This is a genomic window from Leucothrix arctica (assembly GCF_003172895.1).
GTDB lineage: Bacteria > Pseudomonadota > Gammaproteobacteria > Thiotrichales > Thiotrichaceae > Leucothrix > Leucothrix arctica.
The window spans coordinates 59655-74353 of sequence record NZ_QGKL01000011.1 but is presented as its reverse complement, the minus strand read 5'-3'; the positions used below and the strand labels follow the sequence as shown (position 1 = coordinate 74353).

The window sequence follows — 14699 nt, the reverse complement described above, 5'->3', positions numbered from 1 at the left end:
GGAACTCAAATGAGCCCCTCTTTTATTCAACAAACTAACGTAATAATTAGTTCATAATTTTCGGTGTTACAAAGATTAGAAGCTCACGCTTGTAAGTACTCTTACTATTATTTTGGAACAACTTACCTAGGTAAGGTAGGTCCGCTAAAATAGGTACTTTAGTCGTATCTTTGTTACTCGTTTCCTCATGAACACCACCTAATACAACGGTCTGCCCATTATCGACAAGTACCTGTGTATTGATTTCACGCGTATCGATACTAGGTACATCTGAGTAAATTGAGCCAACGCTATCTTGGTTGATTTTAAGATCCATAATGACATGCTCATCAGGCGTAACTTGTGGCGTAACTTCAAGACTCAATACAGCCTTTTTAAAGGATACACTCGTCGCTCCACTTGAACTCGCTTCTAGGTATGGAATTTCCACACCTTGCTCAATTGACGCCTTTTGCTTATCCGCAGTCACAACTCGAGGTGTGGAAACAATCTCACCTTCACTTTCTGCTTGTAATGCTGACAGTTCAAGATCTAACAAATAATCTTTCGCTAATAGTGAGAAGCCTAATGTACCCGCCGCACCCGTAACTGGAAGGCTTACATTCAATCGATCTGCAAGACTAGGAATACTTACGTCACTATCTGAAGAGATCTCGCTCGCTATAGAACTAGTAGAGTCTAGTGATCCAGAGGTGATACCACCGCTACTTCCAATCTTAGTCACACCAAAGCGAGCACCAAGCTCTTTACCAAAGCTATCGCTTGCAATAACTATCCGCGCTTCAACAGAAACCTGCTTAACTGGAACGTCTAAGCTTTGAATCATATTTCTGACTTCATCAACTCGTGAAATCGTATCTTGTACTAAAATGGTATTCGTACGTTGATCAACAGAGACACTACCGCGATCAGACAGCATTGATGCTGTTGAGTTAGCGTTATTAGTATTAGATCTATTGGAACTGATCAATTGAACTAACTCTTCAGCTTTAGCAAAGTTCACAGCAATATACTCTGTTACTAATGGCTCTAGTGCTTTCTTACGCTCAAGCGCTTTCAGCTCTTGCTGCTCTTTAGCTTGAAGCTCAACTGCTGGAGCAACCCAAATTACATTTCCATTACTACGCATCGCTAGCGCTTTTGACTCAAGCACAATATCCAATGCCTGATCCCAAGGGACAGACTTCAAACGTAATGTGATATTGCCTTTTACACTATCACTCACAACGATATTTTTATCGGTGAAGTCTGCTAACAACTGCAACACGGAACGAACTTCAATATCCTGGAAGTTCAATGATAACGCTTTACCAGTGTATTTTTTGACTTTTGGTTTCAACGGATCTACCGCCTTAACCACTCGCTTCACGCGGTTTAAGCTGACGCTATACTTATTACCATCACGCCTCACTGCGTGCTCAAAAGCAGTGTTACCAATTAATTTAACTAAAAGATCTGGCCCTTTACGTTCGATGTCGATAAAAGATAATGGCGTTGCAAAATCCAAAACATTTAAACGTTTTCTTGGCTCTTTACTTGAAGTGTCTTCAATAGTGAGCACAACCATGTTGCCGTTCTTTACTGCTGTTACCTTCGTTGATGTATGTGGCAACGTAATATGAGCAGTACCGTTACCTTTAGCATCACGCCTATAATCAATAGGGGCTAAATTTCTAACAGTCATCACCGCTGGCTTTGGTGCTGCCACTCTACGCTGAGCTTGAGCCGCCGCTGGTCGTTGAATATAGTTACTGGCTTGTGCTTGATGAGAAACCGCACGCTGCTGAACAGCCGGCCCTCGTTGGTTCATGTTAGCAACAGGTCGTGAAGCTGGCGCTTCACGACCAAAAGTAACTGACACCTGAGAGCCATTTACCTGAGCCTTGTAAGCAACCTTCTGAGTCAAAGCCACCATAACGCGTAGCTTTCCGCCACCTCTAGCTGTTCGGACACTTTTCACATAAGGCGACTTAATGAGTTGCTTTCTAACACCCATTGCCGACTCAGCATCATGGAAGTCTAGAACGACCATGTTAGACGATGGCATCGCAAAACTTTTTGGATTAGTTACAGCAGAGTCAAAAAAGAAGCGTAATACAGTATTTACGTTGCCTTGACTCACTGCATCAACTTTTTGTAGTCGTGCCGTTGCAAGAGCCTCTGTCGAGGCTAATAACCCTAGAGGTAATACAATGGCAGTCATTAGACGCGTTATTGTTTTCATTTTCGGACCTATTTATTTTTATTCGCTTTAGTCACATCAACACCCTCTACGGGGCTAAAATTTTTATTCTTATTGCGCCAACAGCAATCTGTTTTCTTGCTTCTTGTAACCACCAAGACCGTTTGATACCGTCTCAGATAATGCTAGCTCAGCTTCAGATACGGATAAAATCTTTCCGTAATTCTGACCTAAATAATTTCCTGCTTTAACGCTTTGTACGCCACCATCAGGAATCTTAATCAAAGCCCAAAGCTGCTTATCTTTATCGACCGTACCCACCATCTCTAAACTGTCTAATGGGAAGCCTTCTAGAAACTCTTTTACGCGTGTCACATCGACTTGTACACCTGACTCGACAACTGGCACTTCACTCGGCGCTAGCATCGACACATCAAAAGGATCTTTTTCATTAACCGGATAAACATAACGTAGATAAGGCTTCACCTCAGGGATAGGATCTATCGCCCTAATCGGTTTAGCGCGATGCAGCTCAAAATAAGAATCCAAATCAGAAGTATCTTGAATACACCCCGTTAGAAACACACCAAGGGCAATCGGCGTCATCAATAACCGTAGATTTTTTTTGTAATGAATCATTATCAATTCCCCTCTTCGTTTTCATCAAGGTAGCGATACGTTTTAATAACCGCCTGCATTGTTAAGCGAAATGGCTGTTGTTTCTTTTTTTCTATTTTCTTGTCATCTTCTGGAGCCAAGCGGATATTTGAAATAGTTACTATACGAGGTAAACCAGAGATATCACTAACAAAAGCCGCTAACTGGTTATAAGTACCCTTAGCCTTCAACTCAATTGGTTTTTCAGCGTAGAACTCTTTTTGATTTTCACCTTTAGGCTTAAACAATTCTATTTCAAGACCGTTAGATAAGCCCTTTTCTGAAATATCTAGAATCAAACCAGGTATCTCTGTTCCACTCGGCAGTTGCTTCATTAATGAACCAAATGACTGCTGCATTTCCTTTAGCTGTGCACGAAACGCTGGAAGTTGATTAGCTCGCGCCTGTTTCCGTTCGTAGGTTATCTTTAATGAAGACTCTTTAGAGACAACATTATCTAGTTCGCCCATTTTATCAATGACGATCATTTTGTAACCCATGAACAACACAAGCCCACAAATGATCAAAATTGCCAGTATCTTTACCGGTAGTGATACATTTGCCGGATCATCAACAAGGCTGTTAAATTCCTGTAAATCAATAGCCATTACTGAGACTCCTCTTCTTCACCGCCGGACTTTAGCAACTGAGTCACACTCAAACTAAAGTTACGTAATCGTTCTGATTTTTTCTTTCGGGTATCGATTTCGATAACATTCAACGCAGAAGAACTAAGCCATGGAGACATATCCAAGCGATTCATGTAACTAGAAACACGTGCATTTGACTCCGCTTTACCAGCTAACTTAATGGTACTTTCTTTCTGCTCTAACTCGGTAAGGTACATTCCCTTAGGTAATGACTTCACCATCTCATCAAATAGATGAACGATTCCTGGTCGCGTAGACTGCAATCCTTCGATAATCGTTATCCGATCAAGTAGTGCCTTACGAGTCACATCAAGCTTCTTTATTTCAGCAATCGTTTTATCTAGCTCTTTAATTTCAGACTCAACGTACATATTTCTTGTTGATTGCTTTGTAATTTGATCTTGATAAAAACTATAAACACCAAAGACTGCAATTGCGGAAATAGCAACACCTGCTACGGCCATCATAAAGAACTGCTTTTGACTCTCTTTACGGGCAGCTTCACGCCACGGTAATAAATTTAAACCTGCCATTAGGTGAGCCCTCGTAATGCTAAGCCGGTTGATACCAACATCGCTGGAATATCACTGGTAAAACGAGCGGGGTTTACACGAGAATTAAGAACAATATCTGAGAATGGATTAGCGAGTGTCGTAGAGATACCCGTTGCATCTTGTATCTGCTCATCAATACCAGGAATACTTGCACAACCTCCAGACAGCAGGATCTTATCCACACTACCCTGCTGAGTTGACGCATGATAAAACTGAAGGAAACGCTGTACCTGACGAACCATATTCTCTCTAAACGGATCTAGTACCTCAGGAATATAGCCTTCTGGTAAATTACCGTTTTTCTTTGCAAGTCCAGCTTCAGAATAAGGTAAACCGTAACGCTGCATAATCTCTTCTGTTAACTGCTTTCCACCGAATGCTTGTTCTCTAGAGAACACAACACGGCCTTTTTCGAACACGTTAACACCCGTCATAGACGAACCAAAATCGACCAGCGCTACTGTACTGTGTCTTGAGACATCGTCTACCAAGGTACTAAACAGTAACTCTATAGCATGTGACTCTAAGTCAATAATATCGACCGTTAAGCCTGCCATCTCTGCAGCGGCGAGTCGTATTTCGACATTTTCAGTTCGGGTCGCTGCTAGCAGTACATCTACCATTTCTGGTGATTGACTTGATGGGCCTAAGATTTCAAAATCAAAGTTCACTTCTTCCATCGGGTAAGGAATATATTGCTCAGCCTCAAGTGTTACTTGAGCTTCCATTTCCGATGCAGGAATAGAAGCAGGCATTGCAATAACCTTATTAACCGCCATGGAAGATGGAATACCTAGAGCACAATGCCTAGTTTTAGTCCGACTTTGTTTAAGTACGCGCTTGATAGCTTCACCAACTGGATCAGCTTCTACGATGTCACGCTCATAGGCCGCACCTTCAGGCAATGAGGCCACACCATAACTATCAACTCGATAGGTGCCGCCTTTGTATGAAAGTTCGATTAGTTTGACAGCAGAGGAACTGATATCAATACCTAAGAGCCCACCCTTTTTGTTGAAAGAAAACACAGAATAGATACCGCCGTATTATTTTTATTGTTATATACTTCCGACTAGTGCGGAAATTTAGATTTCTAACTCAATGGTAGCGACAAGCATTTAATTAGTCTACCCTCAACCATCTGATTGGACGACTCTCTAGACAAACGGTTTGCGAGAATAACGTCCAATTAACCGACTGTTAATAAACGATTAAGACATGTCAAACATCATAAAAATATTCTTTAAAAGCATCCTCTCGCCCTTAGTTTTGCTCTTTACACTAAGTGTCACGCTCTTCATTGCAGCGTACTTTTTTTACGAACCAAATCTACCTAGAACTGAACAACTAAGGAACACTCAGCTACAGCTTCCTATTCAAGTCTATAGTAAAGAAAATCAGCTAATTGCTGAGTTTGGCCAGTTTCGTAGAAGGCCTGTCACTATAGACGAGGTCCCAAAAGATATGATTAATGCGTTCGTCTCTATCGAAGACGCTCGTTACTGGGAACATGCTGGGGTTGATTTCAGAGGTATCGCCAGAGCAGTTGTGAAAGCGCTCAGGACTGGCTCAGTGTCCGAGGGTGCAAGTACGATTACGATGCAGCTCGCGCGAAATCTATTCCTAACGTCTGAAAAAACAGCTGATCGTAAGTTACGAGAAATGTTTTTAGCATTTAAGATCGAGAAAGAGTTCTCTAAAGAGGAAATTCTTGAGCTTTATGTGAACAAAATCTTCTTAGGAAATCGTGCCTACGGAGTGGGATCAGCTGCTGAAATTTATTACGGCAAGAAGCTATCCGAACTTTCTCTCGCTCAAATGGCAATGATTGCTGGGTTACCGAAAGCGCCTTCACGCTACAATCCAATAAGACAACCTACTCGTGCAAAGCAGCGTCGTGACTATATTCTCAAGCGTATGTACGAGCTTGACTACATCACACAAGACCAATACACCACTGCAAAAAATGAGTCTGTATCAGCAAAAGTCTACCAAGTAGAGTCTGAAACCTACGCACCTTACATCGCCGAAATGGCTCGCGCTGAAGCAGAAGAACGCTACGGTGTTGAGAACATGTATACGCTAGGTCTTAAAATTTACACGACATTAGATAGTCGCCAGCAAGATATCGCTCTAAAAACAGTGCGCAAACACCTAATTAGCTATAGCCGCCGCCACGGATACCGAGGCCCTATCGCAAAGTTAGACTTAAATAAATTTAACACGCCAGAAAGCCTAGAAAAACAGCTACAAAGTTATAACAACTACCAAGACCTAATACCTGCGGTTGTTTTAGAGTCTAACGAAGAGTCTGCAACACTTGTGCGTCGAGGCAGTACAACACCCCTTACACTGGATTTAGACGCTGTTAAGTGGGCAAGAACTTACCAAAGTAATAACCGACGCGGCCCTACGATTAAAAAGGTCAGTAGCGTTCTATCTAAAGGTGATGCGGTTTGGGTGAGTCAAAACAGCGACTCAGAATGGGAGCTTACTCAACTACCAAAAGTAACCGGTGCCCTAACCGTTGTAGACCCTAAAGATGGTGCCATAGAAGCAATGGTCGGTGGCTTCGACTTTACTTATAGTAAGTTTAATCGAGCTGTTCAGGCAAAGCGTCAACCAGGTTCCAGCTTTAAGCCTTTCATTTATAGCGCAGCACTTGCAACAGGTAAGTACTCACCTGGAAGTGTTGTTGAAGATGAAGAAATCGTTATCCCAGGAAGCACTTGGTCGCCACAAAACTATGACAAAAAATACCACGGGCCAACGTTGCTTCGTGAAGCGCTGAGAAAGTCTCGTAACATTGTGTCAATCAAGCTACTACAACAAATCGGCCTTGCTCAAGCAACGAGTTATGCGCAACGATTTGGCTTTGATGAGAAAGCAATACCGCAAGATCTCACACTGTCATTAGGTTCAGGATCTGTGACACCACTTGACCTAGCGACGGCTTATGCGAGCTTTGCAAATGGCGGCTTTAAAGTTGATAACTATTACATTCGTGAAATTAAAGATAAAGACGATAGAATATTATTCGAACATAAACCTGCAACTGTTTGTACACAGTGCCCTATTCCTGCGTTAACAGAGCTAGAAGCACCTAATATGCCGACTAGCATTAATGGCAACCCTGTCGCAAAACGCATTATTGAACCTTACGTACATTACCAAATTACAAGTATGTTACGTGATGTTGCGAGATCAGGCACTGCAGCAAAAGCGAGCCGAATCCTACAGCGTACTGACCTTGCGGGCAAAACAGGGACAACCAATGACCAACGTGACTCATGGTTCGCAGGCTTCACACCTAAAAAAGTAACGACCGTGTGGATGGGATTTGATAATCTAGCCCCACTTGGTCGGGGCGAAACTGCGACACGAGCCGCACTGCCATTATGGATTGATTTCATGAAGGGAGCACTTGAAGGTACAGAGAGTGCTGCATGGGCACCGCCACCAAAAGGTATGCTCAACATCACGATCGATGCTAGGAATGGCTTCCCTCCTTCGGAATTAACGTTAGATACAATTAATGAATTAGTCATTGCATCTCAAATCCCAACGGAAGAAGACTTAGCACTCTATAAGGAACTGCACCCTGAAGAGTTCTTGATTACGGTAGTAGACTTAGCTCAACAGCGACAAAATGATCGCTTACGTGCAGAGTATCAACAACAAATCGACAACTACAATCGTCGAGTTGCTGCACGTGAACAAGAAGTTGCCCGACTACAATCTATTGGCAGTACCTTTGTACCTGCACAACTAGCTCCACCTCCAGAGCCACCAGAAGAACTGGCAAAGTTATTTGAGGCGGAAAGAATACGTGCAGAAAGGCTTACTAAAGCGAATGGTGGTGTTCCTGTAACCACAACAGGAAACACAGCGGTAACACCGACTACTCCGCTAACAGAAGACCAAGAACTAATGAGAATGATTAACGAGCTCAACTTAGAATAAGTGGAACTATGAGCTAACCTAGACTGATATTGTCTAGGTTAGCCTTTCAGCTTGAGTCATCAAACTGATAACAGCTTAGCCCTTGCGGCCAAACTCATGAACACTGTCTACAACAATCTTTAGGTGGTCTGGATTCACATGCTGGTGAATACCATGACCTAGATTGAAGACATGACCCGTTGGCTTATCACCAAAGTCACTTAATACTCTCTTCACTTCAGTACGCATAGTTTCTTCGTCAGCATATAAAACCGATGGATCCATATTCCCCTGCAAAGCAACCTTGTCACCGACTGCTTCGCCGACTTCTTTCAAGTCACTTGTCCAATCAACACCAATAGCATCACAACCTGTCGCTGCAATAGACGTTGCCCAACGACCACCATTTTTAGTAAACAGTGTAACTGGGACTTTACGCCCTTCCGCTTCACGCTGTAAGCCATCTACTATCTTAGCCATATACTGCAATGAGAACTCTTTATAAACATGAGGGCTCAAAACACCACCCCAAGTATCAAAGATCATCACAGACTGAGCGCCCGCAGCAATTTGTGCATTCAAATAACTAATAACACTATCTGCTAGCTTATCTAACAGCAAATGAAGTGTTTTAGGGTCACTGTATAGCATTCCCTTAACTTTAGAGAAGTCCTTACTCGTACCGCCTTCAACCATATAAGTTGCAAGCGTCCAAGGACTACCCGAAAAACCGATTAGCGGTACGCGACCGTCTAAAGCTTTACGTATAGTACGGACTGCATCCGTCACATAAGAAAGCTCTAGCTCAGGATCAGGGATACCAATAGCGGCAACATCTGCTGCACTTCTAATAGGACGCTCAAAACACGGGCCTTCACCTTCTGCAAAGTACAAACCTAGACCCATTGCATCTGGAATTGTCAGAATATCGGAGAACAATATCGCCGCATCCAAGTCAAAACGCTCAAGCGGCTGTAAAGTAACCTCACATGCTAGCTCTGGATTTGTGCATAGATCCATAAAGCTTCCAGCCTGCTTTCGCAAAGCACGATACTCAGGTAAATAACGCCCTGCTTGACGCATAATCCATACAGGTGTTGTATCGACAGGTTCTTGAAGAAGTGCACGCAGGTAGCGATCGTTTTTAAGTACAGTAGAAGACATAGATTGGAAACCTTAAAAATATGCTTATGATTTGAAGGACGTTATCATAGAAAATGACATTGTCGTTTAAAGCAATACAATGTAAGAGGATACATTGAAAGTAGGCCGCTGAGGAATCTCTAAACCCCAGATACTAATAAACGCCAACAAAGGGCGTCTATTATACACATTTAAATGTGTTTGCCGCCGCACTATGCAGTGAAGCATAGTAGCGACAGAGAAACTGGTCAATCAAAATAGGCGTGTACGACGATTGATCTCACGCTTTAAGTTTTTGATGTTACGCTTAACCGCAGCAGCTTTCTCACGCTTACGGATAGATGTTGGCTTCTCGTAGAATTCACGACTTCTAACTTCTGCAACAACACCTGCTTTTTCACAAGTACGCTTAAAACGACGCAGTGCAACTTCGAACGGCTCGTTCTCTCTAATCTTTACGTTTGGCATAAAATTCGATTTCTCAATACAAAATATTCAGTAAGTAGCCGCGCATTATACCCCGAGTCACGCTAAATGCAAAAGTTGAAACGAATTTTATTTGACGAATAACATTAAATTTCACCCGATTGATGAAAAATAACCTTGCTGCGTAGGTCAGCTACGCTAAAATGATGAAAATAAAGTCCCTTAAAAAATATATCGGACTTCAAAATCTAACCCCCACTAAATGGACGCCATGAAGCATTTAATACTTATTTCCTTATTTATCGTAAGCATCTCTGGTTGCAGTAATTACAAGCCGACCATTCAGCAAGGTAATGCTTTAGACTCAACAACTGTTTCTCAAATAAAAGTAGGTATGAGTAAATCGGATGTCATACAGGCGCTAGGCTCACCACTTTTAACCGATGATTTTAATCAATCCCGTTGGGACTACCTTTATTATGTAACGGAGCGCGGTCAACGATCTGAGCAAAAAAACTTAACACTACAGTTCGATGGCAATGTAATTACCAAAATAAATTAACACACGCTCATCAAACCGCTTAACAACACCTTCCGACTAGTTTGCCTAACCGAGATAGGAATATAACGTGCGTAGAGACCCCCTTCTATACAGCGACCACAGCGAAGTCGAAGATATAAACACAATTGAACCGATTGAAGTAAAACGATCCTTTATGTTCTATTTCATTGTGCTTGCCAACACATTACTAGTAGTTCTCGTATTACTCATCATATGGTCACTTTTTACCAAGCCAGCAGATACCTCTTTTGATCAACAGCTAAAAACTTGGACACAAAATGTGTTTAGCTCTGGAAACGATGTTGCAGCTAAACCAGCAATTTCTCTTACAGCACCAGCGGTAAAGCAGGAAGATGTTGAAGCTATTAACGAAGCAGCGGCTGAGGCAGTTAAGCATGAAGAAGACTTGGCGGTTAAAGCTGAGACTGAAAAGCTAGAAGCATTAGCGCTTAAACTCAAAGAAGAAAAAGTCAAAGCTGCCGCTATTCAGCAGTCAATTAATGAAGAGGCTAAGGCAGTTATACCAACCAAAGTTGTCGTTGACGAAACACCAAAAGAGCAAGCTGTCGTCCCTAATGCCGCAAAAGATACAACAGAACAACCAAGTACAGCCGCTAAAACACAACTAGAACAGATACTTGAGACAATGCAAAACCAGTAAGCGTAAGCACTTCAAATACCTATCGAAAAAATCAGCTAAGGCGGTATAATGCCAAGCTGAAAGAAAATAATGATAAGCTAATACAAGGAATCAACCATGGCCAAGGGCATTAATAAAGTCATTCTGGTAGGAAATTTGGGTAATGACCCAGAAGTAAAGTACATGCCAAGCGGTGGTGCTGTAACTAACTTTAGTCTAGCGACTGCAGATAGTTGGAAAGACAAAACATCTGGCGAGCGTGTTGATAGAACAGAGTGGCACCGTGTTGTGTTCTTTAATCGTTTAGCTGAGATTGCTGGCGAATACCTTAAGAAGGGTTCTCAGGTTTATATCGAAGGGTCTCTTCGTACACGTAAGTGGCAGGATCAGAGCGGACAAGATAAATACACGACTGAAATAGTTGGCTCTGAAATGCAGATGCTAGGTAGTCGTACTGGTGGTAGCAGCGAGATGGATCAGTCATCAACTCCACAGCAACGCAGTCAACCGCAGCAACGTCCACCTCAACAAAGAAATCAGGCTCCTGCTCAGTCAAACCAAGCACCAGCAGCACCTCAAAACTTTGATGATTTTGATGATGATATCCCGTTCTAGGAATCAGTTAAAATCAAAGTATGACTTTATAAGTACGGGCACTCTGTGCCCGTACTTATAATCATTTAGAATAAACAAGCGGTGAAAGTGATATGTCCCATAAGAACAACCCCGTTATTGCTAAGAAAGGCCCTTACGTTGTTGAACTAGAGGAAGGTAAAACTTACTTTTGGTGTACTTGTGGCCATTCTGAGAAACAACCGTTCTGTGATGGCTCACATACAGTAACCGACTTTGTACCATTAAAATTTATCGCAGAAGAGAGCAAGAAGTATGGCCTTTGCGGCTGTAAACATACTAAAAAAGCACCCTTCTGCGACCGTGAACATAGCAAGTTAGACTGAGACTTCAAAAACCGAAGGCTTATTCTTGTTTTTACGATAGAGTAGAGCAATATTTCCAACACGCTGTACTAAAAGTACCTTATGCGTTTCTACGATTTGTTGAACTAATGCGTCACGCGCATCTCTATCACCAACACTCACTTTAAGTTTTACTAGCTGGTGGTAATCCAATGCGATTTCCAACTCGTTATTAATACTCTCTTTCATTCCATGTTGACCTACTGTAACAATAGGGTTCAATTTGTGACCAAGAGACTTGAGGTGCTTAATTTGTTTAGTATTCATATCCATCTAGGGATTGTATGACGTTATGGCTCGAAGCAAAAGCAGTACTGAGTGGCTAAAAGAACATTTTAATGATGAATACGTGAAACTCTCGCAAAAAGAGGGCTATAGATCACGTGCAATCTATAAATTAAAAGAAGTTCAAGAGAAAGACCGCATTATCAAACAAGGGATGACTGTTGTTGACCTTGGTGCAGCACCCGGTGGGTGGTGCCAATATGCTGTCGAGTTAGTAGGCAAAAAAGGGCGAGTGATTGGAAGCGACATTTTACCAATTGACCCGATACCATTTGTCGAGTTTATACAGGGTGACTTCACTGATGAGCGTATTCTTGAAGAACTTTTAGAATTAATTGGAAAAGATAAGGCAGACATTGTTATTTCTGATATGGCCCCCAACTTAAGTGGTAATGATGCAATTGATCAGCCTACGTCAATTTACTTATGTGAACTTACGTTAGATATGGCCCAACGAATACTGGCCCCCAACGGCTCGATGGTTGTGAAGCTTTTCCAAGGTGCTGGATCTGATGAATACCTTAAAGAAGTGAAGAAAAGCTTCCGTCAGGTAAAAATACGTAAACCAAAGGCATCCAGAGCGCGTAGTCGAGAAGTATACGTTGTAGCACAGCAGTTTTTTTCTACTAATTAATAGCGCCGAAAGTATTTAAAACAAACCGTGATAGAATGACGGTTAATTTAATACTCGATATACAGCTTAATAGAGGACTTTTTCTTGAGCGAGTTAAACAAAAATATTTTGATGTGGGTTGTAATAGCACTCGTGTTAATTGGAGTTTTCAGTAAATTTCAAGAACCTACAACATCAGCTAACAATATTCCATACTCTGCATTCCTTGATCGCATTAAGGCTAAGGAAATATCTAGAGTTGAAGTTAGTGGTCAAACAATCATCGGTTACACGAGCGGTTCACAGGCTTACAACACCTATGCGCCAACGAATGACCCTAAGATGTATGATGAATTACTCAGCAATAACGTAGAAGTTAAAGTTGACCCACCAGAAGGTCGCAATATCCTTGTCGACATTCTTATTAATACTATCCCATTCCTGATTATTGTTGGTTTGTGGATTTACATCATGCGTCAAATGCAAGGCGGCGGCGGCAAAGGCGGCCCAATGTCATTTGGTAAGAGCAAGGCTCGCATGATGACTGAAGACCAAGTAAAAGTAACTTTCAATGACGTTGCGGGTTGTCAGGAAGCGAAAGATGAAGTCTTTGAATTAGTTGAGTTCCTACGTGACCCGAGTAAGTTCCAGAAGCTTGGTGGTAAAATTCCACGCGGTGTTCTTTTAGCTGGCTCACCGGGTACAGGTAAAACACTTCTCGCTAAGGCGATTGCTGGTGAAGCAAAGGTTCCATTCTTTAGCATCTCTGGTTCTGACTTTGTTGAGATGTTTGTGGGTGTTGGTGCTTCTCGTGTACGTGACATGTTTGAGCAAGCTAAAAAGCATGCGCCTTGCATTATCTTTATCGATGAGATCGATGCGGTTGGTCGTAAACGTGGCGCTGGCATGGGCGGCGGTAACGATGAACGCGAACAAACACTTAACCAGTTATTGGTTGAAATGGATGGCTTTGAAGGTACAGAAGGCGTAATCATCATTGCTGCGACTAACCGTCCAGACGTGCTTGACCCTGCTCTACTTCGCCCTGGTCGTTTTGACCGTCAAGTTGTTGTTCCATTGCCAGATGTTCGTGGCCGTGAGCAAATTCTGAAGGTGCACATGCGTAAGGTTCCTTTAGGAAACGACGTAAAGCCATCATTATTAGCACGTGGTACACCTGGATTTTCTGGTGCTGACTTAGCTAACCTAGTCAACGAAGCGGCTTTATTTGCTGCTCGTGGTGATAAGCGTACAGTTGGCATGGTCGAGTTCGAAAAAGCTAAAGATAAAATCATGATGGGTGCTGAGCGCAGATCCATGGTGATGAATGACAAAGAAAAGAGTAACACAGCTTACCACGAAGCAGGACATGCGATTATTGGACTTAAAGTGCCAGACCATGACCCTGTTTACAAAGTTACAATTATTCCTCGCGGACGTGCCTTAGGTGTGACTATGTTCTTGCCTGAAGAAGAGCGCTTTAGTTACAGTAAGCAGTCTTTAGAAAGCCAACTATCTACACTTTATGGCGGACGTATTGCTGAAGAGATGATCTTTGGTAAAGACAGTGTAACTACGGGTGCTTCAAACGATATTGAACGTGCTACTGATATTGCTCGCAACATGGTGACTAAGTGGGGACTATCTGAAAAGATGGGTGCTATTGCTTATGCTGACGAACAAGGCGAAACATTCCTTGGCCAAGGCTCATCATCTAGCAAGCAAATGTCAGGCGAAACATCTAAGAATATCGATATGGAAGTACGTGATTTGATCGATAGAAACTATGATCGTGCCGAGAACATTCTGCGCGAGAACATTGATATCTTACACTTGATGGCTAAAGCACTTATTAAGTATGAAACTATTGATGCTGATCAAATTGCTGAAATCATGTTAGGCAAAGAGCCTACTCCTCCTGAAGACTGGAATGATGATGATCATCCAGAGCAAGGTGATATTGATGGTGGCAAAGCTGTTTCAGATGATGATAAAACAGATAAGAAAGATGGAACGGTTAGTGCGGACCCAGCAAGCTCACACTAAACTAATCTGACATTATCAGTTC

15 protein-coding genes are annotated in these 14699 nt (G+C 42.3%); 7 read left to right on the top strand and 8 right to left on the bottom strand.

From position 1 onward, the window contains the following. Positions 1-46: 46 nt before the first annotated feature. From DKT75_RS03490 to DKT75_RS03470, 5 genes are all read right to left on the bottom strand, one after another. Entirely contained in the window at positions 47-2224 is a 2178-nt protein-coding gene (locus DKT75_RS03490) for a type IV pilus secretin PilQ (RefSeq protein ID WP_109822046.1), read from the bottom strand. A gap of 69 nt (positions 2225-2293) precedes the next feature. Further along, complete coding sequence (locus tag DKT75_RS03485) at positions 2294-2821, bottom strand: pilus assembly protein PilP (RefSeq protein ID WP_109822045.1); 528 nt, start codon at positions 2819-2821, stop codon at positions 2294-2296. 2 nt (positions 2822-2823) lie between these two features. After that, positions 2824-3447 carry a type IV pilus inner membrane component PilO gene (locus DKT75_RS03480; RefSeq protein WP_245923059.1) on the bottom strand — a complete coding sequence of 208 codons (624 nt, stop codon included), beginning with the start codon at positions 3445-3447 and terminating at the stop codon, positions 2824-2826. After that, positions 3447-4022, bottom strand: coding sequence for a PilN domain-containing protein (locus DKT75_RS03475; protein ID WP_109822044.1), 576 nt, complete (start codon positions 4020-4022; stop codon positions 3447-3449). The genes DKT75_RS03480 and DKT75_RS03475 overlap by 1 nt, the downstream gene beginning before the upstream one ends. Next, positions 4022-5071, bottom strand: coding sequence for a pilus assembly protein PilM (locus tag DKT75_RS03470; protein WP_109822043.1), 1050 nt, complete (start codon positions 5069-5071; stop codon positions 4022-4024). The genes DKT75_RS03475 and DKT75_RS03470 overlap by 1 nt, the downstream gene beginning before the upstream one ends. 190 nt (positions 5072-5261) lie before the next feature. On the opposite strand from DKT75_RS03470, the gene DKT75_RS03465 reads away from it, so the two are divergent. Then, a complete protein-coding gene (locus DKT75_RS03465; RefSeq protein WP_109822042.1) occupies positions 5262-8006 on the top strand; it encodes a penicillin-binding protein 1A in 2745 nt (914 codons plus the stop codon). A gap of 75 nt (positions 8007-8081) precedes the next feature. Here DKT75_RS03465 and hemE read toward each other — a convergent pair whose 3' ends face one another. Together hemE and rpsU are read right to left on the bottom strand one after the other, a co-directional pair. Continuing rightward, positions 8082-9149: a uroporphyrinogen decarboxylase gene (gene hemE, locus DKT75_RS03460; protein WP_109822041.1), complete on the bottom strand. Its 1068-nt coding sequence runs from the start codon at positions 9147-9149 to the stop codon at positions 8082-8084. Positions 9150-9380: 231 nt separating this feature from the next. After that, positions 9381-9596 carry a 30S ribosomal protein S21 gene (gene rpsU / locus DKT75_RS03455; protein ID WP_109822040.1) on the bottom strand — a complete coding sequence of 72 codons (216 nt, stop codon included), beginning with the start codon at positions 9594-9596 and terminating at the stop codon, positions 9381-9383. Between the two features lie 229 nt (positions 9597-9825). On the opposite strand from rpsU, the gene DKT75_RS03450 reads away from it, so the two are divergent. The 4 genes from DKT75_RS03450 (at position 9826) to DKT75_RS03435 (ending at position 11715) form a co-directional block, all read left to right on the top strand. Next, complete coding sequence (locus DKT75_RS03450) at positions 9826-10116, top strand: outer membrane protein assembly factor BamE (RefSeq protein ID WP_158278790.1); 291 nt, start codon at positions 9826-9828, stop codon at positions 10114-10116. Between the two features lie 67 nt (positions 10117-10183). After that, the gene (locus tag DKT75_RS03445) at positions 10184-10777 is read left to right on the top strand and encodes a hypothetical protein (protein WP_109822038.1); all 594 of its coding nucleotides are present in this window, start codon (positions 10184-10186) and stop codon (positions 10775-10777) included. Between the two features lie 96 nt (positions 10778-10873). Beyond that, a complete protein-coding gene (gene ssb, locus DKT75_RS03440) occupies positions 10874-11371 on the top strand; it encodes a single-stranded DNA-binding protein (protein WP_109822037.1) in 498 nt (165 codons plus the stop codon). A gap of 92 nt (positions 11372-11463) precedes the next feature. After that, positions 11464-11715 (top strand): CDGSH iron-sulfur domain-containing protein, encoded by a 252-nt coding sequence (locus DKT75_RS03435; protein ID WP_109822036.1) that lies wholly within the window; start codon positions 11464-11466, stop codon positions 11713-11715. On the opposite strand, the gene DKT75_RS03430 is transcribed toward DKT75_RS03435, so the two are convergent. Then, positions 11707-12000: a YhbY family RNA-binding protein gene (locus tag DKT75_RS03430; RefSeq protein ID WP_245923057.1), complete on the bottom strand. Its 294-nt coding sequence runs from the start codon at positions 11998-12000 to the stop codon at positions 11707-11709. The two genes, DKT75_RS03435 and DKT75_RS03430, sit on opposite strands and share 9 nt — an antisense overlap. Before the next feature lie 25 nt (positions 12001-12025). Here DKT75_RS03430 and rlmE point away from each other — a divergent pair, with 25 nt between their 5' ends. Together rlmE and ftsH are read left to right on the top strand one after the other, a co-directional pair. Then, positions 12026-12652: a 23S rRNA (uridine(2552)-2'-O)-methyltransferase RlmE gene (gene rlmE / locus DKT75_RS03425; RefSeq protein ID WP_109822034.1), complete on the top strand. Its 627-nt coding sequence runs from the start codon at positions 12026-12028 to the stop codon at positions 12650-12652. A 111-nt stretch (positions 12653-12763) separates the two neighbouring features. Then, entirely contained in the window at positions 12764-14677 is a 1914-nt protein-coding gene (gene ftsH, locus DKT75_RS03420) for an ATP-dependent zinc metalloprotease FtsH (protein ID WP_211665148.1), read from the top strand. Positions 14678-14699: the final 22 nt, after the last annotated feature.

What these genes read in the sequence shown, in the direction of transcription:
- DKT75_RS03490 (WP_109822046.1), bottom strand. Translation starts at nt 2,224, where the DNA reads ATGAAAACAATAACGCGTCTAATGACTGCCATTGTATTACCTCTAGGG.
- DKT75_RS03475 (WP_109822044.1), bottom strand. Translation starts at nt 4,022, where the DNA reads ATGGCAGGTTTAAATTTATTACCGTGGCGTGAAGCTGCCCGTAAAGAG.
- DKT75_RS03480 (WP_245923059.1), bottom strand. Translation starts at nt 3,447, where the DNA reads ATGGCTATTGATTTACAGGAATTTAACAGCCTTGTTGATGATCCGGCA.
- DKT75_RS03465 (WP_109822042.1), top strand. Translation starts at nt 5,262, where the DNA reads ATGTCAAACATCATAAAAATATTCTTTAAAAGCATCCTCTCGCCCTTA.
- DKT75_RS03450 (WP_158278790.1), top strand. Translation starts at nt 9,826, where the DNA reads ATGAAGCATTTAATACTTATTTCCTTATTTATCGTAAGCATCTCTGGT.
- ftsH (WP_211665148.1), top strand. Translation starts at nt 12,764, where the DNA reads ATGTGGGTTGTAATAGCACTCGTGTTAATTGGAGTTTTCAGTAAATTT.
- DKT75_RS03430 (WP_245923057.1), bottom strand. Translation starts at nt 12,000, where the DNA reads ATGAATACTAAACAAATTAAGCACCTCAAGTCTCTTGGTCACAAATTG.
- ssb (WP_109822037.1), top strand. Translation starts at nt 10,874, where the DNA reads ATGGCCAAGGGCATTAATAAAGTCATTCTGGTAGGAAATTTGGGTAAT.
- rlmE (WP_109822034.1), top strand. Translation starts at nt 12,026, where the DNA reads ATGGCTCGAAGCAAAAGCAGTACTGAGTGGCTAAAAGAACATTTTAAT.
- rpsU (WP_109822040.1), bottom strand. Translation starts at nt 9,596, where the DNA reads ATGCCAAACGTAAAGATTAGAGAGAACGAGCCGTTCGAAGTTGCACTG.
- DKT75_RS03485 (WP_109822045.1), bottom strand. Translation starts at nt 2,821, where the DNA reads ATGATTCATTACAAAAAAAATCTACGGTTATTGATGACGCCGATTGCC.
- hemE (WP_109822041.1), bottom strand. Translation starts at nt 9,149, where the DNA reads ATGTCTTCTACTGTACTTAAAAACGATCGCTACCTGCGTGCACTTCTT.
- DKT75_RS03435 (WP_109822036.1), top strand. Translation starts at nt 11,464, where the DNA reads ATGTCCCATAAGAACAACCCCGTTATTGCTAAGAAAGGCCCTTACGTT.